This is a genomic window from Rhodococcus sp. UFZ-B548, assembly GCF_903819475.1.
Lineage (GTDB): Bacteria > Actinomycetota > Actinomycetes > Mycobacteriales > Mycobacteriaceae > Rhodococcus_F > Rhodococcus_F erythropolis.
Map to the genome: position 1 here is coordinate 1 of NZ_CAIJDS010000035.1, position 24,326 is coordinate 24,326.

Below are 24,326 nucleotides of genomic sequence, written 5' to 3' on the forward strand. Positions count from 1 at the left end.
ACCGCGACCTCGATGGCCGCGTGACCACTGTCCACTTTTCGGGGTGAACCTCAGAGAGGGTTGGCTTCACTATCTGTTGTTCTGGTTGTGCTGGTGTCAATTGTCCTGGTATTCAACGTCCGTGCGAGTAGGGCGGAAGTCCCTCCCGTCGACCCGCGCAGTCAACTGGTATCCGTTGACGGCAAGAACATGAGTGTCTCCATCCAGGGACAAGGGGAACAGACCATAGTCCTCCTTCCCGGCTTCGGAACGTCTGCTCCGATTATCGACTTTCAGCCGTTGGTGGACGAACTTGCACCCGACTATCGCGTCGTTGTGATCGAACCCTTCGGCTACGGCTACAGTGACGGAACTGACAAAGACCGGACTGCGGATAACATCGTCGAAGAAGTGCATGCCGCCGTGCAATCCCTCGGAATCGATCAATACATCCTCATGGGGCACTCCATCGCCGGGCTCTACGCACTCGACTACACCGCGAAGTATCGTGACGAGGTCACCGCTTTCGTCGGGATCGACAGTAGCGTCCCGGGGCAGCCGAACATGGACAAAAAGTTCCCGATCGAAGCATTTAGAATTGCGAAGAATCTGGGCTTCTCCGAGGTTCTTGCGCAAATCCAGGGCAATGAAGATTCGGAGCAGTCGCTCGACGAAGCTACAAAGGAAGAGATGCGCTATCTGGTCGCGAAGAACAACTTCAGCGACACGTATCTCAACGAAATGGATCACCTTTCCAGCAACTTCGCCGCGGCGATCGGCAAGACGTTCCCTGCCGATCTCCCGATTCTGTTGTTCGCTGTACAGAATTCCAAGGTCCAGGGCTGGACAGAGCTGCACGAAGGACAGGCAGCATCGGTCGATCATGGTGAATTGGTCTTGCTGGACGGAGACCACTACCTACACCACACCAAGTCGAAGGAGATCGCCGAGAACCTCGAAAGGTTCCTGGGCGAGCTGAACTGAAACTCGTAGGACGTTAATGTTGAATGCGGGGCCATCGAGTCGAGATGGTCCCGCTTCTTCTTTCTCTACTGATCGTTCGGAGGCATTGTGGCGCAGACCTTGTCACGTGAGGAACTGGCGAGTGCGCTGGACTCGGCGTATTCGAAACTCGACGCGTTACTCGACGGCGTCGCCGAGGCCGATGCGTTCGACGCCGTTGCCGTCGATGCGTGGACGGTGCACGACGTACTCGCTGTGCGTGTCTGGTGGGCAGAGGCCGTCGTAGAGTGGATAGGTGCCGGACTGCGAGACGAGACACCGCAGACGCCGGCTGCGGGTTACAAGTGGACGCAAACACCCGCGCTGAACCAGTCGGTGGTCGAGGCGAGTGCAGGTACCTCGGTTCGAGAGCTTCGGGATCGTTTGCGCGCGGCTGTCGCAGCGCTGCGTCGATACGTGGGAACTCTCGAAGACGATCAACTGCTGTCGGTCGGGGTTTTCTCGTGGACCCGGACGTGGCCGGTCTCGAGGTGGATCGCCGTCAACACGATCACCCAATACGCGTCGTTGTCGAAAATGATTCGGCGAGTGCTGAAGTCGAACAATCAGCCCTGAAGTCGATGCATCCGCCATACGTCCGGTCCGTCGGGGAGCGAGGTCTGGCCGACGATCGTGAAACCGAACCGTTGGTACAGCGGGAGATTTCGTTCGGTCGACGTGTCGAGCCAGCAAGCCTGTTCGGTTCGATCCAGTTCCGCCAAAGCATGTTTCAGTAGTGCAGAGCCCAATCCACTGCCCTGCGAACGCGGTGTCGTACCGATCGTTGCCAACGACCACGCGTGCTCGAGGGCGGGAAGCGCAGACAGTTGTTCGTCAGCCTGGAGAACGCGCTCGAACCGATCTCCGTGCAGTTCCACGATCTTCTCGACAGTCGCTTCATCAGGCTCCGGGGCGTCGGGCGGCAGGACTGCGATGACGCCGTTGCCTGAATCATCGATGTATGAACGTCCGAACGGTAGTGCCAGGTGTTCGAGGTAGATCCGTTGCAGAGCGGCGACCCGTTCCACGTGAGAGTCTTCGGCGACGCACCAGTTCGTCCAGGGATAGTCGGCAAAAGCCTCGCCGAGAACCTCGGCGGCACGGTCGAGGTCGTCGATGGACAGCGGTCGAACAGAATTCTGCATAGTGCCACTTCAGCACAATGGTGTCTTCCGTCGCCACTCGATTTCGGCGGTGTAGCAGGTGCGCGGGCCGTGGTCACGTACTTGTGAGTTCATTCAAGAAAGTTGGACGCGGCTGTCGATCCTGCGTTCACTGGTAGTGATCGGGTAATCGCCGAGCTGTCAATTTCGGGCACATGAGATCCGGGTACGGCGATTCCCCGCGAAGGGAATGAATATGAACAGGCTCGAAGGCAAAAATGTAGTGATCACCGGCGCCGCCAGCGGAATCGGGCGTGCAGCAGCACAACTCATGGCGGCAGAAGGCGCGAAGGTGCTGGTCGCCGACCTCGATCCAGCTCGAGCGGAGGAAGCAGCGGCGGCGATACGCGAGACCGGCGGCACTGCGCTGGGTTTCGGCGTCGATGTCATGAACGAGGAGTCTCTGGCAGCGATGATCGAAAGGGCGGTCGCCGAATTCGGTGGCATCAACGTCTTGTGCAATCACGTGGGCGGTAGTAATCCGCGCAAGGATCTCGACCTGCTCCGGATGGACCTGGACGAGTGGGATCGCGTGATGTCGCTCAACGTCCGCAGCACTGTCGTCGCTTCACGACTTGCCATTCCGCACATGAACAGTGCCGGTGGAGGATCGATCGTCAACACGGCCTCGGTAGGTGGATTGATCGGGGATTCCCTGCAGTCTGCCTACGGATCCGCCAAAGCGGCAGTCATTCGTCTGACGCAGTACATCGCAGTCCAGTACGGAGCAAACGGTGTTCGGTGCAACGCCGTAGCGCCGGGCGCGATCATGACACCCGCACTCGTGGACAACATCCCTGCTGATGTCATCGACGGCATGAAGCAGGCAAACGCGCTGCCCTACCTCGGTGAACCCGAGGATATCGCACACGCCATGGTCTACCTGGCCTCGGACGAATCTCGCTACATGACGGGGCAAACCTTGGTGGTCGACGGTGGACTCACCAGCAAGAGTCCACTCGCGACCGGCCGTTCGTCGATGTTGAGCTGAGTCAACTCCGCCAACCGCTGGGGCCGGCGCCCAGAACCTCGATGGATCCCTGACTGGCGTGTGAATGCTTGGTGCGGTGCGTCATTCGCCACCTTCCGTCGATTCGGGTCCACGAATCGTGGTAGTCGCCGAGGGTGAAGAAGTTCAGGTGAGCTTTGCTCCCGGTGCCCACATGCATGTCGCTGACATAGGAGCGGCTGGTGGCAATATCACCGACCACCTCGACCAGCACGTTGCCGATCAGATGTTGGGTGGGACCGCACTCGTCGAGGAACGAGCGGATGGAAGCCACAACCTCGGCAGGTCCGCGCAGAGTTCCGGTTCCCAGTTCTGCCGTAGCGTCCGGAGTCATGATCCGGTGGAGTTCATCCCAGTCCCGCGCATCCATGGCTCGGGCGAACTCGAAAATGGAGCGGGTGATCTCGCGTTCGTCGAGAAGAGTGGTGATGTCGACGCCCATGCTGTGCGCCTTTCTTAACGTCGGGGGGTTAATAAAGGCGCACAGCAGAAGTCAGCGGTTCAGCAGCTTGCGCATCGCTTCGGCAGCGCCCTTGACCATCTTGTCTCGGGGGAAGCCGCTGCGCTTCTTGGCGCCTTCGTAGTTTCCTGCAGCAACCCAGATCGGGCCGTCGGCAAGGTGTTCGAGGCCTTCGCGTGCAACATCCTCGGGCTCTGCGACGTTCATGCCCGGGATGTCGAAGTTCAATCCCGCGCGAATCATGGCCGGCGTGCGAGTGACACCGAGAATGAACTCGACGACGTGAACGCCGTACGGCTGAAGTTCGAGCCACAGGCTTTCGGCGAAGATGCGACCGAAAGCTTTCGAGGCCGCGTAGATGCTCTGGTGCTCGGAGCCCATGAATCCGGCCAGCGAACCGAGCAGCATGATGCCGCCTCGTCCGCGATCCTTCATCAAACCGCCGAAGTGGTGCGAGAGTTCGAGCTGCTTGTTGATGTTCAGCTCGATGACTCCGGCAAATCCGGTCAGATCACCGGTCACGAACTCGTGGCCGTAGCTGTTGGCGCCGGCGTTGAAGATGAGCAGGCCGACCTCGACGTCGTCGGTGACAGCCTTGATCTGGTCGAGCGCGTCGGGAACCAATAGATCCAGTGCGAGAGTGCGTACTTCGACGCCGTTGGCGCGTGCCTTGGCCGCAGTCTCCTCGAGCGGCCCCGGCTTGCGGGCGATGAGAACGAGGTTGATGCCGATCTTGCTGAGCTCGTCGGCGAACCCTGCGCCGACACCTTCGGAACCGCCGGCGATGACTGCCCACGGGCCGTAGTACTGGGGATCGATCATTACTACCTTCTTCGAAAGATGTTGGCTCGGCTAGTGAAACGGAGCGGGTACTGGTTCGCTGTCGTCGACGATCGGCTGAGGCACCGGCTCGTCGTTGAGAATCTCGAGCTTGCCGGCCGTTGCAGCGTTCACGATGGACGCGATCAAGGCGCCGCACTCCTTGCGGGGAGCACCGGGTCGTCCCTCACGTTGCCCGAATTCACGGTCGTCGGCGATTTCGAGGCACTGGGCGCGGGCCTGGTCACTCCACTGAACGGTGGTGTGTTCCCAACTGTTCTTCTGGACCAGGACCTGCGCCTTGCACTCAGCGCACTGAAGAGGCTGCATCTTCGTCTGCCTTCTTCGCAGCGAGGTTGTCTTCGACTTCCTTCTGCCAGGCGGCGACGGGTCGCGCGGTGTCGAGTTCGAATTCGAAGCGCTCGGTCATCTCGGGAGCAATGTCAGCGACGTCGACGTAGAACTGTTCGTACCAGCGACGGAGCTGGTAGACCGGGCCGTCTTCTTCGCACAGGAGCGGGTTCTCGATGCGAGTCTTGTTCTTCCAGATCTCGACGTCCTGCTCGAAGCCCTTGGCGATGAACGTACCGAAGTTCGCGGCCATCGCGTCGGCGGCTTCACCCTGGAAGCGATCGGACTTCTTGACGATGATGCCGTACTGGAGCACGAACTTGTCAGCGCTGACCGGGTAGTGGCAGTTGATGAGCACAGAGTCGACGTTGTAGTCCTCGTACTCGTAGGTCAGGTCGTCGACCATGAAGGAGGGGCCGAAGTATGTCGCAACCGAGTTGCTGCCGACCATCTTCGGGGTGCCTGCTGCGTGGGGACGCATATCGGAGCGAGCGACGCCGCGCATGTACTGCGTTGCGGCGTGGCCTTCGAAGACGTTCTTGAAGTACGTCGGGAAGGAGTAGTGCACGTAGAAGAAGTGCGCCATGTCGACGATGTTGTCGACGATTTCACGACAGTTGGTGTCGACGGTCGTGGTGTACCAGACCCAGTCGCTCCACTCGTCGCTGAGCGCGCCTTCGATACGGGGGATGGCTACGTCGTCGGTCGGCGGGTTGCCCTCGGGGTCGTGCCAGACGAAGAGCATGCCGTCCTGGTCGAGGGTCTGCCATGCGCGCGTCTTGGCCAGCGGGGGAACGCGGCGTGCATACGGAATCTTCTGGCACTTGCCGTTGCCGCCCCAGCGCCAATCGTGGAACGGACAGGCAATGGCGTCTCCCTTGATGGTGCCCTGGCTCAGGTCGCCACCCATGTGACGGCAGAACGCGTCGAGGATCTTGACGTTGCCTTCACTGTCGGCGAAGACGACGAGCTTGGTGCCGAACGCCTCGATGGAGTGCGGCTGGCCGTCCTTGAAGGACTCCGTGAGCCCAATGCAGTGCCATCCACGTGCAAAGCGAGTAGGCGCGGTTCCAGCTTGGATCTCGCGAACTTCGTCGTTGTCGGACTGATTGATCGTCACGATGAGTCCCGTCCTTTCCAGGGTCAGTGTCGACGCCCGACGCTAGGGGAGCGTGAATTACCGCTGGGGCCTCGTCTCACTGGCCGGGACCAGCGGCGAGCGAGAGGATCCGGCGGCTGATCCCGGCCTCCGGGACTTCCGATCATCGGAACGCGTGACCGACATATCGTGACGGGGCAGCCGTTATGTCTATCTGCCGATCCGCTCCCTCACGGTTCGGTGCGAGGAGTGTCTTCCATGGTCAACAAGGTTCTGAGCTCAGTCCGTGATCTGCTTCCGAAGATCGCGGCCCGCGCTCAGAAGGTCGACGATTCGCGCAAGATCTCCGAACGGACCATCCGGGAGCTTTCCGAAGCCGGCGTCTTCTCCATGCTGGCGCCCAAGAGATATGGGGGCGCCGAGAGCGACCCGGTCCACTTCTACGAAGTGGTCAGGGCAATCTCCGCTGCCTGTGGTTCGACCGGTTGGGTCGCGTCGGTGGTGGGAGTGCACCCGTGGCATCTGGCGCTTTTCGACGACCAGGCACAGGCAGACGTGTGGGGAGAGGATCAGACGACGCTCATCTCGTCCGCGTACGCGCCGGTCGGTCGACTGACGGCGGTGGACGGTGGTTACGAACTGTCGGGCCAGTGGGGCTTCTCTTCCGGCTGTGATCACGCGAGTTGGGCATTGCTGGGCGCGATGGTGGTCGGGATGGACGGCCGGCCGGTCGATTTCATGACGGTGTTGGTGCCGCGTACGGATTACGAGATCCGAGATGTCTGGGATGTCGTGGGGATGCGCGGCACCGCGAGCAACGAGATCGTGGTCGACAAGGCCTTTGTGCCCGAGCACCGATTGAAGCGCAACTACGAGACCGCACAACTTCGCGGCCCAGGCCAAGCAGTCAATCCTGGTCCGCTGTACAAGCTTCCGTTCGGGAGTATCTTCACCTCGACGGTCGCGGCTCCGTGTGTGGGCATCGTCGCCGGTTGTTACGAGGGGTACCTGGACGTGATGCGTGAGCGGGTCCGTCTGAGCTTGGGTGGTGGACGGTTCAGTGAGGACCAGTTCGCTCAGGTTGCCGTCGCGCGTGCGTCGTCGGAGATCGATGCCGCGATTCTGCAGATGGATCGCAATATCCGGGAGATGTACGAACTTGCTGTCGCCGGCAAGGAGCTTCCGCTCTCGATGAGGCTGCGCGCGCGTCGTGATCAGGTTCGCGCGACGGAACGTTCGGTGGAGGCGATCGACATGCTGTTCAAGACAGCAGGCGGGAACTCCCTCTCTCGTGGAAACCCGATCGAGCGTGCGTGGCGAGACGTTCATGCGGGCAGCGTTCACGTTGCCAACGAACCCGAGCGCGCGTTGGCGCTGTACGGCCGGGCGGCGTTCGGACTGCCGGTGGAGGACAACCTGATCTGACCGGTTGGCGCGCCGCCGAGTGGGGTATTTGCCTCTGGATGAGGGAAGTTCCGGCGCTGACTATCGGCTCGATCGTGGACATGGCGGGTGTCGCGCGGGCGAAAGTGATGCCGGCAGGCCGAAGCGGTGTCTTCGAGGAAGTCGGTGCGGGGGTCTCGCCGAGTTGGAATGTTTTCTGCAGCGACGATCGGATTGCCTTCACCGATTCCTTTTCCGTCGTGGGTGATCTCCGGTTGCGTATCGACCGCTCCGACCTCCGCGATCTCGGCGAGGGTGTGTCGTGGGCGCCGGCCACTTTGTACGAGCAAGACGGTTCGACGGCTGCTGGGTGCACTCGGTCCGCACTCACTGCCGTCGTGGCGCGGCTTGCTGCCGACGGACTGGAAGCTCGGGTGGGTCACGAGATCGAATTCACTCTTTTCGGTGATGCGTGCGACGGAGCGTGGTCGGCGTACGGGTTAGGTGCAGTCCTTCGCCGCGAGGACTTCCTCAAGGACCTTCTGCGCAATGCCGAACGCGCACAACTTCATATCGAGCAAGTTCATGCGGAGTACGGACCGGATCAATTCGAGATCTCCATCGCTCCGGCAACTCCCGTTCAGGCCGCCGATCTTGTGGTGCTGGCCCGGATCTTGATCAGCCGCACTGCCAGAGCCCATGGATTGGCGGCATCATTTTCACCGATACCTACGATCGGAGGTGCAGGGAACGGTGCACACCAGCACTTTTCGTTGATCTCAGGTGGGCGGCCCGTCTTCTCCGGTGGTGGTCAGGACTACGGGATGACCGACGAAGGATCATCAGCTTTGGGTGGAATCCTTTCTCACCTCACGGAATTCACGGCCGTCTTTGCTTCCTCGCCGCTCTCCGGCCTCAGGCTGCGTCCGGACAATTGGTCGGGGGCCTACGTCTGTTGGGGGCTCGAGAACCGGGAAGCGGCACTGAGGTTCTGCACGGAGTCACCGTCGAATCCACACGGCGCCAACGCCGAAGTCAAGATCATCGATCCATCGGCCAATCCGTATCTGGCCACCGCTGCGGTACTCGGTCTTTCGCAGATCGGTATCGACAATGCCGCGCCATTGCCGCCTGAAATCGTGGTGAACCCGTCGACTCTCACAGAGGCGGAACGTGATGAGCGCGGGGTGACCCGAGTCCCCACCGATCTCGGCGAGATCGTGCAGAAGTTCAACTCCTCCTCGGTGGCGAGGGAAATCTTCGGGGAGTCGATCATCGAAGCGATGGTGTCCGTGAAGGGAGCTGAGCAGGAGACGTTCTCCCAGATGGACGAGGCGACAACCGTCGAGAGGCTTCGATACACCTGGAGTTGAAGGGGTTGACGCTTAAGATCGCGAGTTCTATGTTTAAGCTATTCCTTAATTAAGGAGTTGCTTACATGGACGAGCGAAGTGGTCGACTCGATGCAGTATTCAGCGCACTGGCCGACCCGACGAGGCGTGAAATGCTCTCTCGCCTGACGGATGGTTCGATGACCGTCGGTGAGCTGGCCGAGCCGTTCGAGATGAGTCGGCCCGCCATCTCGCAGCATCTGAAGGTGCTCGAGCGAGCCGGTCTCATCGAACGAACCGCCACCGCGCAATGGCGCACGTGCACCCTTCGCGCGGAGGGTCTCGACGACGCCAGCGCCTGGGTCGACGAACACCGGCGCGGTTGGAACGAACGCTTCGACCTCCTCGACGAGCGTCTACGTGAGCTGAAGCAACGTCGACCGAAGAAGGAGAAGGACAATGAGTGACCAGAATGCCGATGCCACCGCAGAATTCACCATCACCCGGATCTTCGATGCGCCGCGTGACCTTGTCTGGCAAGCGTGGACCGATCCCGACGAGGCGGCGCGGTGGTGGCACCCTGAGGGTGTCAGCAGCCCTCGGGAGCACGTCACGATCGACCCCAGAGTTGGCGGAACGTACCGCTACCTGATGATCAACGACGAGAATGGTGCCGAGTTTCCCACCGGTGGAACCTATCTCGAGGTCGACGAGCCGAAGAAGCTAGTCTTCACCTGGGGGAATCCAGGAGATTCGGTGGACACCGCGCCTCGAATCACGGTCACGCTCGCAGATCGGGGAGACAAGACCGAGATGACATTCCATCTGGTCGGGATCCCGGGTTTCAAGGGCGACGGCAACGTCTACGACGGGTGGGAATCCGCGTTCGACGTGCTGGACAAGGTATACCGCGGCGAGTAGTCGGGAATCGGACACCGCCACCGGGGCACCGGTGATTGAATGGAGTGAACACACCATTCAATCACCGACGTGGGAGAGCCTGATGGCACCAGAGGTTGCGGTAGTTCTCGAGGGATATACCTACTTCGAATGCCCGCGCTGGCACGAGGACCGAATTTGGGTGTCGGACTTCTATACCTACCAGGTGATTTCGGCCCGTGAGGACGGGACCGACGTACGCGTCGAGGCGGAGATTCCAGGGCAGCCGTCCGGGTTGGGGTGGCTTCCGGACGGCAGATTACTGGTCGTCTCCATGCGGGACCAGAAGATTCTGCGGCGACAATCTGATGGCGATTTGGTGGTGCACGCAGACTTGTCCGAGTACGTGAGTGCCAACGTCAACGACATGCTGGTCGACGCGCAGGGACGAGCGTACGTGGGCAACTTCGGGTTCGACCTGATGAACCTGGCCCCCGTCGAGACGGCAGATCTCCTCCGCGTCGACCCGGACGGATCGGTGCACGTCGTGGCGCGAGATCTCCACTTCCCCAACGGGATGGCTCTGACGTCGACCGAAGATCTGCTCGTGGACGAAACGCTGGGAAATCGAATCAGTGCGTTTGCCGTCCAGCCCGACGGCTCTCTGGGCGAACGCCGTGATTGGGCGTCGTTCGGGCCGGTACCTGGTGGACCCGAGATGGAGACCACCCTCGCTGAGATCGTTGTTGCGCCCGACGGATGTTGCATCGACGGAGACGATTCGATGTGGGTGGCCGACGCACTCGGAAGTCGAATTCTCCACGTCGACCCGTCTGGCAAGACAATCGATGAAATTGCCTTCGACAGCGGCGTCTTCGCTTGCGGGCTCGGCGGTTCCGACGGTCGTACGCTGTTCGTCTGTGCCGCCCCGGACTTCAACGAACACGCTCGCAAGGTGGCAACAGAAGGAAAGCTGCTGTCGATTCGTCTGGAGCCTTTGGGCTGACATGGAATTGGTGACCTCGCTACCTGCCGACACTCCGCTGCGGCAGGTGGCTCAGCACGTCGAACGCATCGAGAACCTCGGTTTCGACACGGTGCACATCTCCGAGACCATTCGCGACCCCTTTGCCGTGGCGGCACTGGCCGTCGAGCACAGCAGTACTCTCACTGTCCGGACGTCGATGGTTGTCGCGTTTGCGCGCAGTCCCATGGTGACGGCTTTGGCTGCCTGGGATCTTGCAGGTTTCTCGGGTGGGCGATTTCAACTGGGGCTCGCAACGCAGGTGCGCGGGAACATCGTCGGGCGGTACTCGATGCCGTGGACCAATCCTGTTGCACAACTGCGCGATTACGTCAGTGCTGTACGGGAGATATTTCAAGCGTTCCAGACGGGCGGCGAACTCGACTATGCCGGCTCGCACTACACCTTCAACCGACTGCAGCCCTACTTCAATCCGGGGCCGCTCGACGTTCCAGCTCCCGAGATCTGGACCGGGGGAGTGAACTCCCGCATGTGCTCACTGGCAGGAGCCGTCGCCGACGGCTTTGTTGCTCACCCCACCAGCTCCCATCCGAAGGTGCTCGCGGAGAGGATCATTCCATCATTGACGGCCGGCGGAAGGAAGCCGCGGCTGATTGCCGTTCCGAAGACGATCACCGGCAAAGATCGTGCCGCGATACTTGCTCAACGAGAAGCGGTGCGCAGTGAACTTGCCTTTCTCTACTCCACACCGGCATATCGAATCGCGCTCGAGGTTCTCGGCTTGGCGGGGATCGGCGAGAAGCTGACTGCGATGGCACGAACGGGTGATTGGGCTCGACTACCAGCTGTGCTCACGGACGATGTTCTCGACATCTTGGTCACGCAATGCACCTACGCCGAACTCCCCGGGGTGCTGAGTTCGAAATACGCGAGTCTCTGCGACGGCATTGCACTGGCAGTGCCGGCGGATCCCGCCGACGACCGCGCCTTCGCAGCGATGTGTGAGGAGATTCGAGCCGCCGCAGCGTCCGCCAAGTGACTTCCTTCAAGTGGCGTCTGCTCGATGCGATCCCCGGCCACCTGGGGTTCAGCCGCGATCTCATCTGCCACGGGTGAGGTGCAAATACCGCGAGACCGCCAGATTGACTGGACAGGGTTCCGCGTGAGGTCACGTCCGATGGCATCGCGTTCTTGCGTGGACGAGGACACAAGGACCGGAGGAGAGTGCTCATGGGTGCTGAGACCAAGCCTGCAACACCGTTCACCGTCGAGGTCAATCGCGCGGCAGTCGACGACTATCCCATGTCTGACCGGGAGGATTTCGGCGACGCGGACCGCGGGTTCATCGCCGGGTGGGAGAACGATCAGGTCTTCAACGACGAGGGCGATCTGATTCACGACGGTCAACCTCTCGAGTACATCACCGATGACAAGCAAGCGCCTGACTCTGTGAACCCCAGTCTGTGGCGGCAGTCGCAGTTGGTGAGGCGCTGCGGGCTCTACAAGGTTGTCGACGGGCTGTACCAAGTCAGGTTCGCGGTTAACCTGACCATTGTCGATGCGCCGGACGGACTGGTCATCATCGACACCACCACCAGCGCTGATCTAGCCAAAGCAGGCCTGGAACTCTTCCGCCGTGAACTCGGCAACAACAAGCCGATCGTCGCGATCATCTATACCCACACGCATTTCGACCACTACGCCGGCGTCAAGGGCCTCGTCGACGAAGCAGACGTGGTGTCCGGCAAGATTCCGATCGTCGCGCCTGGAACCATCGAGTCTTTCAACAAGTTTGCGATCGGCGAGAACGTCATCACCGGCAATGCGATGTCGCGGCGGATGGGGTACACCTTCGGTTTGATTCTGCCCCAATGTGATTGTGGTCTGGTGACCGTCGGTCTGGGATCAGGCGCCGACGGGATGAACATCCACATGACCTACATTCCGCCCACTGACGGCATCACCAAGACCGGTGAGGTACGCAATCTCGCCGGGTGGGACTTCGAGTTCCTCTACGCTCCCGACACCGAAGCGCCGGAGGAGATGCATATCTGGATCCCGGCCATCAAAGCGCTCACCTGTGCCGAGAACGCCAATCACTCGATGCACAACATCCAGACGATCCGAGGCGCACGCACCCGAGATGCGCGCAACTTCGCCAGATACCTGGATGAGACTTTGGTGCGGTGGGGCGACGAGGTCGAAGTTCACCACGGTCCGCACACGTGGCCTGTGTGGGGGAACGCCACGGTGGTGGAATTCCTTGAATCACAACGGGATATGTACAAGTTCATTCACGACCAGGCGCTAAGGTTCGCGAACCAGGGCTACACGCCGCTCGAAGCTGCGGAGGTCGTCCGGCTACCGGAAGCCATCGGACAGAAGTGGTACAACCGCTACTACCACGGCGGACTGCACCACAACGTCCGCGCGGTCTTCCACAAGGAGCTGGGATTCTGGGACGGTGACCCGGCGACGATCTTGCCGTTGCTGCCCGAGGATCATGCCAAGCGGCACGTCGACCTGATCGGGCGAGAGAAGATACTTGCCGAGGGGCGCAGTGCTTTTGAAGCGGGCGACTATCGGTGGGCGGTGCAGCTACTCCATCACCTGGTCTTCGCCGATCCTGACGACGAGGAAGCAAAGAACCTGCAGGCCGACGCCTACGAGCAACTCGGATACCAGCAGGAAGTCCCGCAGTATCGGTCGATCTTCCTCGCCACCGCAATGGAATTGCGCAACGGCGTCACAGGTGCCGGTCAAGTCAACACCGACAGCACGGACACGATTTTGTCGATGCCGATCGATCTGCTCTTCGACTATGCGGGAGTACATCTCATCGCGGAGAAGGCGGACGACGTCGACATTTCGATCAACTTCAGTTTTGCTGACACGAAACAGGATTGGAACATGTGGATTCGACGGGCAGTTCTCAACGCGCGTTCGGGCCGCGCCCCTGACGCGCAACTGACCCTGACCGGTCCCAAGGCGTTGCTTGCCGGCATCCTTCTCCAACCAGGAAAGGCCTCTGCCATCCTCGACACCGGAAAAGTCACGTCCGACGGTGATGTTTCGGCGCTGACTCGCTTCGCCGACATCATGGACACGTTCGATCCGAATTTCAACCTGGCGACGCCCTGAAAGAGGGCAGCCTGAAAGGGGTCGTGGGGCAGGTGATTCTGACATCGCCTGCCCCACGACCTCGTTGTGCTGGTTACTTCGCCATGTCCTGAGCTGCTCGGTACGAGAAGACCATGGCCGTGCCGAGTGGAACTCCGGGGCCGGGGTAGAAGCGGCCGCTCAGTGACGCGCTCGTGTTGCCTGCGGCGTACAGGCCGTCGATGGCGCTGCCGTCAGCACGCAGGACTCGGCCGTTGACGTCGGTGACCAATCCGCCCTTGGTGCCGAGGTCACTGAGGACGATGCGGGCCGCGTAGAACGGACCGTTCTCGATGGCCGTCAGTGCCGCATTCGCGCCGCCGTTGGGTGGGCAGAAGAACGCGTCGTACGGGTCTTCGCCGCGATGGAACTCTTCGTCGACGCCCAGTTTTGCGGCATCGTTGAACTTTTCGACAGTGCTGCGCAATGCGTCGGCCGGTAGTCCGGTCTTGGCAGCGAGTTCTTCGAGAGTGTCGGCACCGACCCACGTTCCGGCTTCGAGGTGCTTTGCGGGCGCCGTGTTCGGGATGCAGATGGCGGGCAGTCCGCCACCCTCGCGCGAGTCGAAGATCATGAACGACGGCACGGCAGAGCCGTTGTCGCCGTGAGCATCCATGGCTCGTCCGAACTGGTCGTACGGAAGCGACTCGTTGAGGTAGCGCTCACCGGCGCTGTCGACGACGAGCCCACCGCGAACGCCGACCATGAAGGCGGCGCTGCCGTCGGGCTGCTCGACGCCGGGGCAGAACCACGCCTGATCGAGCAAGGCTGTTGCGCCGCCGACAGCAATACCGGCAGAGATCGCGTCGCCGGTGTTGGCGCCGAAGGGACCCATACTCCAGATCGCCTTGCCGGGGGTGCCTGCCTGCTCACGCATCTCGGCGTTGCCTTCGATGCCGCCTGCTGCCATCAGGACACCGCGGTTCGCCTTGATTCGCTGGGTTTCGCCGCCGGATTCGACCTCGGCGCCGACAACACGGCCGTCTTCCACGATCAGGGAGGTGAGGACGGATTCGGTGCGAAGTTCTGCCTTACCGGTGCTCTGAACTGCGGCCAGCAGACGGCCGATCAGTGCGCGCCCACCGATCATCGGGCCGGGAGCATGATCCTGACCGGTGCGGTCTTGGTCCAGTTCCGGACGCACCTTGCCGGCGAGGTCACCGATGTCGGCGGGATCGAGATCTAGAGGGTTGATGGAGCGTCCCGTGTCCATCCGGCCTTCGGCTTTGTAGTAGTCGGGGAACGCACGGAACTCGAATTCGATGTTCGGGTTCTGCTCGAGTAGAGCGACGACAGCGGGAGCGGTCTCGACGTAGGCGTCCTGGCGCTCGGACTCGGCGTCACCGAGCAACGCGCGCAGATAGGTGCGGGCATTCTCGGTCGAGTCGGGAAGTCCGGCGCGTTCCTGCACCTGGGTACCTGGGAGCCAGATCGAGGCACCCGAGTAGGCGGAGGTCCCGCCGAAACGATCGGTTTTCTCGAGGACGATCGTCGTCAATCCCTGAGCAGCGGCGGTATATGCGCCGGTCAGCGCTCCGCCGCCGGAGCCGACTACCAACACGTCGCACTCGCTGGTCCAGTCCTGCATCATTGCGTCCTTACTCCAAGAGGGTGGGGTGTCCACGGAATACCGCACGGCACTGGAAGGCCATGCCAGGTCCCACTGAGCGGGCAATATGCCGAGATGGGTGGTCCAGGTGAGAGAATTAGCGCGGTCGTTCGCGGCCGGGACACATAATCGATGATGGGGGCGACGTTGCCGAGAATTGCCGAGGTCAGGGACGCTGCTGAGCCCAGTTCGGACGAGCAGCGGGCGCGCCATGTGCGGATGCTGGAAGCGGCCGCCGAATTGGGGACCGAGAAAGAACTCTCGCGGGTTCAGATGCACGAAGTCGCCAAGCGGGCAGGCGTGGCCATCGGCACTCTTTACCGCTATTTTCCTTCGAAGACGCACCTCTTCGTTGCTGTGATGGTCGAGCAGATCGATCAGATCGGCGACAGTTTTGCCAAGCATCAGGTGCAGTCGGCCAATCCGCAGGACGCCGTGTACGAGGTCCTGGTGCGCGCGACTCGCGGGTTACTGCGTCGGCCGGCCCTTTCGACTGCGATGCTGCAGTCGTCCAGTACCGCCAACGTCGCGACGGTGCCGGACGTGGGCAAGATCGATCGCGGCTTCCGGCAGATCATCCTCGATGCGGCCGGGATCGAGAACCCGACCGAGGAAGACAACACCGGGTTGCGTCTGCTGATGCAGCTGTGGTTCGGGGTCATCCAATCGTGCCTCAACGGTCGAATTTCCATCCCGGATGCGGAGTACGACATCCGCAAGGGGTGCGACCTGCTTTTGGTGAATCTCTCACGACACTGACGTGACCTCGCCCCTTCTCGGGGTGGGTTCGTCGTGTTCTCAAAATTGAAATCAATTCTATTATTTGAGTCAAACTTGGTTCAAAGATGACGTTCATTCCGGCATTGCCCTGACATCAACAATAGAATACATTACAGAAAAGTTGACGGTGAGTCAGCTCACCGACCGAAAACTCCACGAAGGAGCGCACATCATGGGTCATGCAGTCATCGTCGAGGCCGCTCGGACACCGATCGGCCGTCGTCGCGGCGCCCTGGCGGGGCTGCACCCCGCCGAGATTCTGGGAGCAGCGCAACTCGGCGTTCTCGAACGAGCAGGCGTCGCACCGGAAGACATCGGGCAGATCATCGGTGGCTGTGTCACCCAGGCAGGTGAGCAGTCCAACAACGTCACGCGGCAAGCGTGGCTGCACGCCGGATTGCCGTACAGCACAGCGGCAACCACCATCGACTGCGCCTGTGGATCTGCCCAGCAGGCAGTGCATTTGATCTCCGGCCTGATTTCCTCAGGTCAGATCTCGGCCGGTATCGGCTGTGGCGTCGAGGCGATGAGTCGTGTGTTCCTGGGCCAGGCAAACGCGCCCGGTACGGGAAACCCGTACCCGGACGACTGGACCATCGACATGGGCGACCAGTTCACCTCTGCGCAGCGTATCGCCGAGAAGCGTGGCATCACCCGCGCCGACGTCGACGCCTTCGGCCTGGAATCGCAGCGCCGCGCAGCCCAGGCTTGGGCCGAAGGCCGCTTCGACCGTGAGATTGTGCCCGTCAAGGCTCCCGTCGTCACCAAGGAAGGTGTGCCGACCGGTGAGATCGCCACTGTCACGCGCGACGGTGGCCTGCGCGAGACGACAGCCGAGGCGCTGGCCGGACTCAAGCCGGTCATCGAAGGCCATATCCACACCGCCGGAAACTCGTCGCAGATCAGTGACGGCGCGGCTGCGGTACTGCTGATGAGCGAAGAGCGCGCGCAGGAACGGGGATTGAAGCCCCGCGCGCGGATCGTCGCGTCCGGCATGGTCGGATCCGACCCCTTCTATCACCTGGACGGACCGATCGAATCCACCCAGATGGTGCTCGACAAGGCCGGAATGACTCTGAACGACATCGATCTCGTCGAAATCAACGAAGCGTTCGCCTCGGTAGTGCTCTCCTGGGCGCAGGTTCACGACGCAGATCTGTCCAAGGTCAACGTCAACGGCGGTGCGATCGCACTCGGGCATCCCGTCGGTTCGACCGGCGCTCGTCTGATCACGACCGCGCTGCACGAACTCGAGCGCTCGAACAAGTCCACGGCGCTGGTCACGATGTGCGCCGGTGGCGCCCTCTCTACCGCCACCATCATCGAACGCATCTGACCCGTACTCACACTGTCGAATTGACGAGGTAGACATGACCATTGGATTGAGTGAAGAAGATCGTGACCTCCGCGACTCCGTACGGGGCTGGGCGGCACGTCACGCAACACCCACCGCTATCCGTGAAGCGGTCGAGGCGAAGGTCGAAACTCGCCCCCAACTCTGGAGCGGGCTTGCCGAGCAGGGACTTCTCGGACTACACGTGGCCGAGGAATTCGGCGGCGCTGGATACGGATTGGTCGAGCTCGCGATCGTCGTCGAGGAACTCGGGCGCTCCATGGTTCCCGGCACGTTCCTGCCGACAGTCGTGGTCAGCGCCGTTCTCAGCGACGCCGGAGTCACCGCTCCGCTGGCCGGACTGGTCGACGGCAGCACACTCGGAGCCGTTGCACTGCAGCCGGGTTCGCTGAAGATCGCCCGCGACGGCGACACCGCCACCCTCAGTGGAACGTCCAGCCAGATTCTCGGTGGCCATGTCGGCGACGTGTTCCTCCTCGCGACGGACAGCGGATTCGTTCTGCTCGGACGTGACCGCCTCGAGGTCACGGACTTGGCCAGTTACGACGTCGTACGTCGTAACTCCGAGGTCACCGTCGACGGTCTGATCCTCGCCGATTCCGAGATCCTCACCATCGATACGCAGCGTGTACTCGACATTGCCGCAACACTGTTCGCGGCCGAGGCATCAGGTTTGGCCGACTGGGCCGTCACGACCTCGGCCGACTACGCGAAGGTGCGTCAGCAGTTCGGTCGCCCGATCGGCCAGTTCCAGGGCGTCAAGCACAAGGCCGCTCGGATGCTCGCTCTTGCCGAGCAGGCGCGCGTCTGCGCGTGGGACGCTGCGCGCGCACTGACGCCCGCCAACGGCGTCGGTGCCGAAGAGGCTTCTCTCGCAGCAGCCGTCGCTGGAGCCACGGCCCTCGAAGCCGGCTTCTCCGTCACGCGTGACTGCATCCAGGTGCTCGGCGGAATCGGCTACACGTGGGAGCACGACGCGCACCTGTACCTGCGCCGCGCGCAGTCCCTGCGAATTCTGCTGGGTTCCACGGCATCCTGGCGTCGTCGCGTTGCCGAGCTGACCATTGCCGGCACCCGTCGCGTGCTCAGCATCGAGTTGCCGCCCGAGGCCGAGGCGATCCGCGCCGACGTCCGCGCCGAGCTCGCTCCTGCACTCGAACTCGAAGGTGCCGCGCAGAAGACGTATCTCGCGGAAAAGGGCTACACCGCACCGCACTTCACGGCTCCGTGGGGCAAGTCCGCCGACGCCGTCAGCCAGCTGGTCATCGCCGAAGAACTGCGCGCTGCGAAGATCAAGCCGCACGACATGATCATCGGCAACTGGGTCATCCCGACGCTCATCGCGCACGGCAACGAAGAGCAGCTTGCCAAGTTCGTCCCGCCGTCATTGCGCGGCGACATCGTCTGGTGTCAGCTCTTCTCCGAGCCCGGCGCAGGTTCCGACCTCGCGGCTCTGAGCACCAAGGCCACCAAGGTCGACGGTGGCTGGAAGTTGCAGGGCCAGAAGGTGTGGACGTCGATGGCACGCGACGCGCACTGGGGAATCTGCCTCGCGCGCACCGACGCCGACGCCCCCAAGCACAAGGGCCTGTCCTACTTCCTGATCGACATCAAGAACAGCGGCCTCGACATTCGCCCGCTTCGCGAGATCACCGGTGAAGCACTGTTCAACGAAGTCTTCTTCGACGACGTCTTCGTCCCCGACGAGTGCCTGGTCGGCGAGCCGGGGGACGGCTGGAAGCTCGCTCGCACCACACTGGCCAACGAGCGTGTCTCGCTGTCCAACGACTCGTCTCTCGGATCGGGTGGTGAGGCTCTTCTGAGTCTGGTCGACGGACTACCCGGTGGCATCGACGACGAGCAGCTGACGGTGCTCGGAAAGGTGCTGTGCGACGCGCAGTCCGGCGGTCTGCTCGGTCTGCGCACCACGCTGCGCTCGCTCACCGGCGCGCAGCCGGGGGCCGAATCCTCGGTGGCGAAGTTGATCGGTGTCGAGCACATCCAGCAGGTCTGGGATGTGGCAATGGAGTGGGCCGGGCCGAGTTCACTTCTGGGCGACCAGCATCGGATGTCTGCAACCCAGATGTTCTTGAACTCGCAGTGCATGTCCATCGCGGGTGGTACAACCAATGTTCAGCTCAACATCATCGGTGAGCGAATCCTGGGTCTGCCTCGCGACCCCGAACCGGGAAAGTGATCTGCACATGAGCAATCGCACCTTCGTCATCGGCGTGGGCATGACCAAGTTCGAGAAGATCGAGACCCGCGACTGGGAATACCCGGACATGGTGACCGAAGCCGTCTCGAATGCACTCACCGATGCCGGGATCAGCTACGACCAGATCCAGCGTGCTGCAGTCGGTTACGTGTTCAACGCGTCGACAGCAGGCCAGCGTGCCCTGTACGAAACGGGTCTGTCCGGTATCCCGATCTTCAACGTCAACAACAACTGCGCCACCGGCTCGACGGCACTGATGACGGCGCGCGAGTGGGTACAGGCCGGACAAGCGGACTGCGCACTGGCCGTCGGCTTCGAAAAGATGACCAAAACGGCGCTGACCGGAACCGGTGAGATGCCCAAGGTCACCACTTTGGACTCGCAGCTGAAGATCATGGTCGAGGACTACGGCTTCGCCCGATCGCCCATGACCGCTCAGTTGTTCGGTAATGCCGCCGTCGAGCACATGAAGAAGTACGGCACCACGGTCGAGCAGATTGCAGCCGTGGCGGTCAAGAACCACAAGCACTCGGTCAACAATCCGTATGCGCAGTTCCGTGACGAGTACACCCTCGAACAGGTGCTCGGCGACAAGATGATTCACGAGCCGCTGACGCGCTCACAGTGTTCACCGACTTCGGACGGTGCCGGTGCTGCCGTCGTCGTGAGTGAGAAGTTCGTCCGTGAGCACGGACTCGAGGACCGTGCGATCGAGATCGTCGCTCAGGCCATGACCACCGACACCTCGGCAGCGTTTGCCGAGAAGTCGATGATCGACGTAGTCGGCGCGCCGATGACGGCTGCGGCCGCCGAGCAGGTCTTTGCCGAAGCCGGCATCAGCATCGACGACGTCGATGTCATCGAACTGCACGACTGCTTCGCGATCAACGAGATCATCACCTACGAAGGTCTCGGAATGTGTGGCGCCGGTGAAGGCGGAAAGCTCGTCGAATCCGGTGCCACTACGTACGGCGGCCAGTGGGTCGTCAACCCGTCTGGCGGTCTGATCTCGAAGGGCCACCCGCTGGGTGCCACCGGGCTGGCACAGTGCGCCGAACTGACGTGGCAGCTTCGCGGGACCGCAGACGCTCGCCAGGTCGAAGGCGCACGAATCGGATTGCAGCACAACCTCGGACTGGGCGGCGCGTGCGTCGTGACCGTCTACCGAGCCGGAACTTTGGAGAACTGATGGCTATCGATCTCGAGGTGGCATTGTCCGCCGAACCGACTGTGCGCGAAGCGTCGTGGACCGACCGCGACGTCATGCTCTACCAGTTGGGGCTCGGAGCCGGCGTGAACGCTCTGGATCCCGCCGAGCTCACCTGGGTGTACGAAAAGGGTCTGAAAGTGCTCCCGACCTTTGCAATGGTTGCAGGCCAGGGAGTTTCGGCGGGTGTACTGCCCGCAGCGTCGATGAGTATGCCGGGAATCGACATCGACCTGCGCAAGATTTTGCACGGTGGGCAGTCGCTGACACTTCACGCGCCGATCCCGTCGACGGGTGCTGCTCGTATTTCCACTCGCATTGCTGACGTGTGGGACAAGGGCAAGGCTGCCGTCATCGTGCTCGAGACGGCGGCCGAGGACCTTGACGGGAATCCGTTGTGGACCACCGGAATGCAGATCTGGGCCCGCGGCGAAGGTGGCTTCGGCGGCAGCGCCGGTCCCGAAGTTGTTGCGGGGGTGCCTGACCGGGCGCCCGACAAGGTACTGACGTCGAGCACGAGTACCTCACAAGCTCTGGTGTACCGACTCAGTGGCGACATGAACCCGCTGCACGCTGATCCCTCCTTCGCGAAGATGGCGGGATTCGACGCTCCGATTCTGCACGGTCTGGCGTCGTACGGCATCGTCTGCAAGGCGGTGGTCGACGGAATTCTCGACGGAGATCCGACGCGGGTGAAGAACTACTCGGTGCGGTTCGCCGGTTCGCTGTTCCCCGGCGAATCCATCACCACATCGGTATGGCAGGACGGCAACACACTGACCTTGGCGGCGACGTGCCCCGAGCGCGAGAACTCCCCGGTTCTCACACACGCAACAATGGAGATCAACTGATGGACCTCGGCACGCACCCCACGGCAGCCACACACCCGGGCGGCACGATTTTGACGTCGCCGCCGCAGGACGCCCCGGTCGACCGGGCCACGGCAGCAGCGCGTCGCGTTGTCGACGCGATGCTGCGCACCGACCGCGGAAACGCCAATCTGGATCGGGTTGCGGAGGAGCTCAACAGCATTGCCGAGCACCTCGAGCAGCACTCGCCCGAGGTGGCCGAGCGCTTGATCGACATGTGGAACGGTGAGGGCGTGACTCGTCACGATCCGGTGACCGGCCCCGAGAATGCCATTGCGCCGCCGCTGGTTCTGGAAGGGCTCGCTGACGGGTCGGTGCAGGGAGTGGTCACGTTGACGCTGCCGTACCAGGGCCCTCCCGGCCATGTACACGGCGGTGTTTCGGCGCTGCTGCTCGATCACGTTCTTGGCGTCGCGAACGCCTGGGGTGGAACTTCGGGCATGACAGCACAATTGAGCACTCGGTACCATCGCCCGACTCCACTGTTCGAGCCCCTCACGATCAGCGGCAAATTCCTTTCCAAGGACGGCCGCAAGATTCACACCGTCGGTGAGATCAAGACTGCGGACGGCGAATTGTGTGTGTCGGTAGAGGGATTGTTCATCGACAAGACCGTGCCGCGCCCCAGGTAGGGGTTCTGACGAAGGAGGGCCCAGTGGGCAAGCTCGACGGACGTGTAGCAGTGGTCACCGGTGCCGGTATGGGCATCGGGCGCGGAGTGGCAGGCGCGTTCGCGCGTGAAGGCGCGTCGGTGTTGGTTGCCGAGATCGACGAGGCAGCGGGCCTCGAAACCACCCAGTGGTTGCGGGACGAATGGGGCGCGGAGGCGGAATTCGTCCGGACCGACGTCACCGACAAAGCTCAGGTTGTTGCCATGGTCGACAAGTCCGTCGAGCGGTTCGGACGCCTCGACATCCTGGTCAACAATGCTTGGCGGACTTTCGGTTTCGCTCGGCTCGAGAAGATGACCGACGAGCAATTGCGCGGCGGTTTCGACATGGCAGTGATGGCCGCTTTCTGGGCCATGCAGGCTGCGTTGCCGGAACTCGAGCGTCACGGCACCGGCCGCGTGATCAACATGTGCAGCCTCAACGGCGTGAATGCTCACATGTACTCGGTCCAGTACAACGCGGCCAAGGAAGCATTGCGAACGCTGACTCGCACTGCTGCCCGCGAGTGGGCTCCCAAGCACGTGAACTGCAACGTCATCTGTCCCGGTGCGCAGAGTGCGGCGTACAAGCGTGTCGCCGAAGCCAATCCGGAAAACGCGGCAGTGATGGCCGCACAGAACCCGATGGGGCGGATCGGCGATCCCCTCGACGACATCGGCCCCGTTGCGGCCTTCCTGGCGAGCGACGACAGCCGTTACGTCACCGGCAACACTCTCTTCGTCGACGGTGGTGGGCACATCAACGGTGTGCAGTGGGCGCCGACCGTCGACTGATCGGCAGTAATTCGGCTCGAGAATCCGGCGTCTATTTGGCCGTGAATCCCGCATCGACCGGCAACGCGATACCTGTGACGTATCGAGCCTGATCCGAGACCAACCAGGCTATCGCGTTGCTGACGTCGGAAGCTTCGATCAGCCCGACGTCCAAGAGATTGCCGACGTCGGCTCCGCTCGATGCGGGGGAGTCTGCGAACAGTTTCGCGACGGCATCGTTGACGACCATCGGTGTATTCGCTCCCGCCGGATGCACGGAGTTGACACGAATGTTGTGGGGAGCAAGCCAGTGCGCCCACGTGCGCCCCAACCCGACGATGGCGTGTTTACTCGCGCAGTAGCCGTCGGATCCGCCGGTTCCATCACCTCCGCGGCCGACAAGTCCCAGTGTTGATCCGGTCAGGACTATTGCGCCGCCTGTCCCTTGCTCGATCATCGCGGGCGCTGCGGCCTGGACGGTATTCCAGACGCCGAAAAGATTGACCTCCATCTGGTCGCGGAAGGCGCGGGCATCGTCGATGTCCGGGGACATCATGCCGATACCGGCGTTGGCCAGGACGATGTCGAGGCTGCCCAACACTGCGATACTTTCGGCCACTGCAGCTCCCAGCGCGGGTAAATCGCGAACGTCGACTTCTCGCGCGACGGCATTTCGCCCGAGAGCCTCGATCATTGCCGCTGTCTGCCTCAAATCCTCGGCGGTACCCATCGGGTAGGCCACCGATTCGATCTGGCGGCAGATGTCGAGTGCGATGATGTCCGCACCCTCCTGCGCCAATCGCACGGCATGGCTTCGGCCCTGACCTCGGGCGGCTCCGGTGATCAGTGCGGTTTTGCCTTCCAACTGTCCGGGCATGGGTGCTCCGTCTGTCGTGAATCATGAGTACTCGGTCATGAGTACTGACTCGAGGGGACGGCGAAACTCGTCGCCGGCGACGTAGTCTGAGTTCATATACAGCGGGAACTCGCTTCGGAAGAGAAGAGGCTCGGTATGTCCGATTGGGAGAAGAAGTTCGAAGCTGAAGCCAAGGGCCTCCTGGCCGAGGTTGAAGAAGAGCTGACCGTCCTCGAAGGTGTCGACACCATCGATCCGTTTGGTGAAGACGATCCGGACCCGGTTGCTGGAGACGATCCGTCAGCGGGAAATGACGACACCAAGCCGGCCTCGGACTGACCCTGCGAGACGTCGACCTGACCCTGCGACACGTCGACCTGACCCTGCGACA

Annotated in this window: 25 protein-coding genes; 18 read left to right on the forward strand and 7 right to left on the reverse strand. The window is 62.0% G+C overall.

Features of this window, described 5'->3' with window-relative positions:
• Positions 1–93: 93 nt before the first annotated feature.
• Both H7C86_RS24555 and H7C86_RS24560 read left to right on the forward strand, forming a co-directional pair.
• Positions 94–963: an alpha/beta fold hydrolase gene (locus H7C86_RS24555; protein WP_259349290.1), complete on the forward strand. Its 870-nt coding sequence runs from the start codon at positions 94–96 to the stop codon at positions 961–963.
• A gap of 87 nt (positions 964–1,050) precedes the next feature.
• Positions 1,051–1,557 (forward strand): ClbS/DfsB family four-helix bundle protein, encoded by a 507-nt coding sequence (locus H7C86_RS24560; RefSeq protein ID WP_019745339.1) that lies wholly within the window; start codon positions 1,051–1,053, stop codon positions 1,555–1,557.
• Here the strand turns inward: H7C86_RS24560 and H7C86_RS24565 are convergent.
• On the reverse strand, positions 1,548–2,126 hold the full coding sequence (locus H7C86_RS24565; RefSeq protein ID WP_097386861.1) for a GNAT family N-acetyltransferase: 579 nt from the start codon (positions 2,124–2,126) through the stop codon (positions 1,548–1,550). The genes H7C86_RS24560 and H7C86_RS24565 overlap by 10 nt on opposite strands.
• 214 nt (positions 2,127–2,340) lie before the next feature.
• Between H7C86_RS24565 and H7C86_RS24570 the strand changes: the two genes are divergently transcribed.
• Positions 2,341–3,135 carry an SDR family NAD(P)-dependent oxidoreductase gene (locus H7C86_RS24570; protein WP_097386862.1) on the forward strand — a complete coding sequence of 265 codons (795 nt, stop codon included), beginning with the start codon at positions 2,341–2,343 and terminating at the stop codon, positions 3,133–3,135.
• Between the two features lies 1 nt (position 3,136).
• On the opposite strand, the gene H7C86_RS24575 is transcribed toward H7C86_RS24570, so the two are convergent.
• From H7C86_RS24575 to H7C86_RS24590, 4 genes are read right to left on the reverse strand one after another with little or no spacing between them, the layout of a single operon-like run.
• Complete coding sequence (locus tag H7C86_RS24575) at positions 3,137–3,595, reverse strand: nuclear transport factor 2 family protein (protein ID WP_021331968.1); 459 nt, start codon at positions 3,593–3,595, stop codon at positions 3,137–3,139.
• A 51-nt stretch (positions 3,596–3,646) separates the two neighbouring features.
• Positions 3,647–4,435: an SDR family oxidoreductase gene (locus tag H7C86_RS24580; protein ID WP_020909164.1), complete on the reverse strand. Its 789-nt coding sequence runs from the start codon at positions 4,433–4,435 to the stop codon at positions 3,647–3,649.
• Between the two features lie 30 nt (positions 4,436–4,465).
• Positions 4,466–4,762: a hypothetical protein gene (locus H7C86_RS24585; protein WP_019745334.1), complete on the reverse strand. Its 297-nt coding sequence runs from the start codon at positions 4,760–4,762 to the stop codon at positions 4,466–4,468.
• A complete protein-coding gene (locus H7C86_RS24590; RefSeq protein WP_182262385.1) occupies positions 4,740–5,903 on the reverse strand; it encodes a Rieske 2Fe-2S domain-containing protein in 1,164 nt (387 codons plus the stop codon). The genes H7C86_RS24585 and H7C86_RS24590 overlap by 23 nt, the downstream gene beginning before the upstream one ends.
• Before the next feature lie 237 nt (positions 5,904–6,140).
• On the opposite strand from H7C86_RS24590, the gene hsaA reads away from it, so the two are divergent.
• The 7 genes from hsaA (at position 6,141) to H7C86_RS24625 (ending at position 13,601) form a co-directional block, all read left to right on the forward strand.
• Positions 6,141–7,307 carry a 3-hydroxy-9,10-secoandrosta-1,3,5(10)-triene-9,17-dione monooxygenase oxygenase subunit gene (gene hsaA / locus H7C86_RS24595; protein WP_020970820.1) on the forward strand — a complete coding sequence of 389 codons (1,167 nt, stop codon included), beginning with the start codon at positions 6,141–6,143 and terminating at the stop codon, positions 7,305–7,307.
• Between the two features lie 38 nt (positions 7,308–7,345).
• Complete coding sequence (locus H7C86_RS24600) at positions 7,346–8,638, forward strand: glutamine synthetase family protein (protein WP_182262386.1); 1,293 nt, start codon at positions 7,346–7,348, stop codon at positions 8,636–8,638.
• A 65-nt stretch (positions 8,639–8,703) separates the two neighbouring features.
• A complete protein-coding gene (locus H7C86_RS24605) occupies positions 8,704–9,063 on the forward strand; it encodes a helix-turn-helix transcriptional regulator (RefSeq protein WP_003940373.1) in 360 nt (119 codons plus the stop codon).
• Positions 9,056–9,517: an SRPBCC domain-containing protein gene (locus H7C86_RS24610; protein ID WP_020970817.1), complete on the forward strand. Its 462-nt coding sequence runs from the start codon at positions 9,056–9,058 to the stop codon at positions 9,515–9,517. The genes H7C86_RS24605 and H7C86_RS24610 overlap by 8 nt, the downstream gene beginning before the upstream one ends.
• An 82-nt stretch (positions 9,518–9,599) precedes the next feature.
• Positions 9,600–10,481, forward strand: coding sequence for an SMP-30/gluconolactonase/LRE family protein (locus H7C86_RS24615; protein ID WP_182262387.1), 882 nt, complete (start codon positions 9,600–9,602; stop codon positions 10,479–10,481).
• Between the two features lies 1 nt (position 10,482).
• Positions 10,483–11,499 (forward strand): TIGR03617 family F420-dependent LLM class oxidoreductase, encoded by a 1,017-nt coding sequence (locus tag H7C86_RS24620; protein WP_182262388.1) that lies wholly within the window; start codon positions 10,483–10,485, stop codon positions 11,497–11,499.
• Positions 11,500–11,690: 191 nt separating this feature from the next.
• Positions 11,691–13,601: an alkyl/aryl-sulfatase gene (locus H7C86_RS24625; RefSeq protein ID WP_182262389.1), complete on the forward strand. Its 1,911-nt coding sequence runs from the start codon at positions 11,691–11,693 to the stop codon at positions 13,599–13,601.
• Positions 13,602–13,674: 73 nt separating this feature from the next.
• On the opposite strand, the gene H7C86_RS24630 is transcribed toward H7C86_RS24625, so the two are convergent.
• Positions 13,675–15,207, reverse strand: coding sequence for an FAD-dependent oxidoreductase (locus tag H7C86_RS24630; protein WP_182262413.1), 1,533 nt, complete (start codon positions 15,205–15,207; stop codon positions 13,675–13,677).
• 153 nt (positions 15,208–15,360) lie between these two features.
• Here H7C86_RS24630 and H7C86_RS24635 point away from each other — a divergent pair, with 153 nt between their 5' ends.
• The 7 genes from H7C86_RS24635 (at position 15,361) to H7C86_RS24665 (ending at position 23,100) form a co-directional block, all read left to right on the forward strand.
• The gene (locus tag H7C86_RS24635; RefSeq protein ID WP_019745323.1) at positions 15,361–15,987 is read left to right on the forward strand and encodes a TetR family transcriptional regulator; all 627 of its coding nucleotides are present in this window, start codon (positions 15,361–15,363) and stop codon (positions 15,985–15,987) included.
• 193 nt (positions 15,988–16,180) lie between these two features.
• Positions 16,181–17,344, forward strand: a complete 1,164-nt coding sequence (locus H7C86_RS24640) for a steroid 3-ketoacyl-CoA thiolase (RefSeq protein WP_182262390.1) — start codon at positions 16,181–16,183, stop codon at positions 17,342–17,344.
• 34 nt (positions 17,345–17,378) lie between these two features.
• Complete coding sequence (locus H7C86_RS24645; protein ID WP_047889699.1) at positions 17,379–19,559, forward strand: acyl-CoA dehydrogenase; 2,181 nt, start codon at positions 17,379–17,381, stop codon at positions 19,557–19,559.
• Between the two features lie 7 nt (positions 19,560–19,566).
• Positions 19,567–20,769, forward strand: a complete 1,203-nt coding sequence (locus H7C86_RS24650) for a lipid-transfer protein (RefSeq protein ID WP_019745320.1) — start codon at positions 19,567–19,569, stop codon at positions 20,767–20,769.
• Positions 20,769–21,638, forward strand: coding sequence for a MaoC/PaaZ C-terminal domain-containing protein (locus tag H7C86_RS24655; RefSeq protein ID WP_020909153.1), 870 nt, complete (start codon positions 20,769–20,771; stop codon positions 21,636–21,638). Before H7C86_RS24650 ends, H7C86_RS24655 begins: the two co-directional genes overlap by 1 nt.
• Positions 21,638–22,288: a PaaI family thioesterase gene (locus H7C86_RS24660; RefSeq protein ID WP_019745318.1), complete on the forward strand. Its 651-nt coding sequence runs from the start codon at positions 21,638–21,640 to the stop codon at positions 22,286–22,288. The genes H7C86_RS24655 and H7C86_RS24660 overlap by 1 nt, the downstream gene beginning before the upstream one ends.
• Positions 22,289–22,311: 23 nt before the next feature.
• Positions 22,312–23,100, forward strand: coding sequence for an SDR family NAD(P)-dependent oxidoreductase (locus H7C86_RS24665; RefSeq protein ID WP_029256266.1), 789 nt, complete (start codon positions 22,312–22,314; stop codon positions 23,098–23,100).
• 31 nt (positions 23,101–23,131) lie between these two features.
• On the opposite strand, the gene H7C86_RS24670 is transcribed toward H7C86_RS24665, so the two are convergent.
• The gene (locus tag H7C86_RS24670; protein ID WP_097386868.1) at positions 23,132–23,956 is read right to left on the reverse strand and encodes a mycofactocin-coupled SDR family oxidoreductase; all 825 of its coding nucleotides are present in this window, start codon (positions 23,954–23,956) and stop codon (positions 23,132–23,134) included.
• Positions 23,957–24,091: 135 nt separating this feature from the next.
• Between H7C86_RS24670 and H7C86_RS24675 the strand changes: the two genes are divergently transcribed.
• Positions 24,092–24,274 carry a hypothetical protein gene (locus tag H7C86_RS24675; RefSeq protein ID WP_019745315.1) on the forward strand — a complete coding sequence of 61 codons (183 nt, stop codon included), beginning with the start codon at positions 24,092–24,094 and terminating at the stop codon, positions 24,272–24,274.
• Positions 24,275–24,326: the final 52 nt, after the last annotated feature.

Coding starts and splice junctions, on each gene's coding strand:
- H7C86_RS24565 (WP_097386861.1), bottom strand. CDS start 2,126: ATGCAGAATTCTGTTCGACCGCTGTCCATCGACGACCTCGACCGTGCC.
- H7C86_RS24570 (WP_097386862.1), top strand. CDS start 2,341: ATGAACAGGCTCGAAGGCAAAAATGTAGTGATCACCGGCGCCGCCAGC.
- H7C86_RS24575 (WP_021331968.1), bottom strand. CDS start 3,595: ATGGGCGTCGACATCACCACTCTTCTCGACGAACGCGAGATCACCCGC.
- H7C86_RS24580 (WP_020909164.1), bottom strand. CDS start 4,435: ATGATCGATCCCCAGTACTACGGCCCGTGGGCAGTCATCGCCGGCGGT.
- H7C86_RS24585 (WP_019745334.1), bottom strand. CDS start 4,762: ATGCAGCCTCTTCAGTGCGCTGAGTGCAAGGCGCAGGTCCTGGTCCAG.
- hsaA (WP_020970820.1), top strand. CDS start 6,141: ATGGTCAACAAGGTTCTGAGCTCAGTCCGTGATCTGCTTCCGAAGATC.
- H7C86_RS24600 (WP_182262386.1), top strand. CDS start 7,346: ATGAGGGAAGTTCCGGCGCTGACTATCGGCTCGATCGTGGACATGGCG.
- H7C86_RS24605 (WP_003940373.1), top strand. CDS start 8,704: ATGGACGAGCGAAGTGGTCGACTCGATGCAGTATTCAGCGCACTGGCC.
- H7C86_RS24610 (WP_020970817.1), top strand. CDS start 9,056: ATGAGTGACCAGAATGCCGATGCCACCGCAGAATTCACCATCACCCGG.
- H7C86_RS24615 (WP_182262387.1), top strand. CDS start 9,600: ATGGCACCAGAGGTTGCGGTAGTTCTCGAGGGATATACCTACTTCGAA.
- H7C86_RS24620 (WP_182262388.1), top strand. CDS start 10,483: ATGGAATTGGTGACCTCGCTACCTGCCGACACTCCGCTGCGGCAGGTG.
- H7C86_RS24625 (WP_182262389.1), top strand. CDS start 11,691: ATGGGTGCTGAGACCAAGCCTGCAACACCGTTCACCGTCGAGGTCAAT.
- H7C86_RS24630 (WP_182262413.1), bottom strand. CDS start 15,207: ATGCAGGACTGGACCAGCGAGTGCGACGTGTTGGTAGTCGGCTCCGGC.
- H7C86_RS24635 (WP_019745323.1), top strand. CDS start 15,361: ATGATGGGGGCGACGTTGCCGAGAATTGCCGAGGTCAGGGACGCTGCT.
- H7C86_RS24640 (WP_182262390.1), top strand. CDS start 16,181: ATGGGTCATGCAGTCATCGTCGAGGCCGCTCGGACACCGATCGGCCGT.
- H7C86_RS24645 (WP_047889699.1), top strand. CDS start 17,379: ATGACCATTGGATTGAGTGAAGAAGATCGTGACCTCCGCGACTCCGTA.
- H7C86_RS24650 (WP_019745320.1), top strand. CDS start 19,567: ATGAGCAATCGCACCTTCGTCATCGGCGTGGGCATGACCAAGTTCGAG.
- H7C86_RS24655 (WP_020909153.1), top strand. CDS start 20,769: ATGGCTATCGATCTCGAGGTGGCATTGTCCGCCGAACCGACTGTGCGC.
- H7C86_RS24660 (WP_019745318.1), top strand. CDS start 21,638: ATGGACCTCGGCACGCACCCCACGGCAGCCACACACCCGGGCGGCACG.
- H7C86_RS24670 (WP_097386868.1), bottom strand. CDS start 23,956: ATGCCCGGACAGTTGGAAGGCAAAACCGCACTGATCACCGGAGCCGCC.
- H7C86_RS24675 (WP_019745315.1), top strand. CDS start 24,092: ATGTCCGATTGGGAGAAGAAGTTCGAAGCTGAAGCCAAGGGCCTCCTG.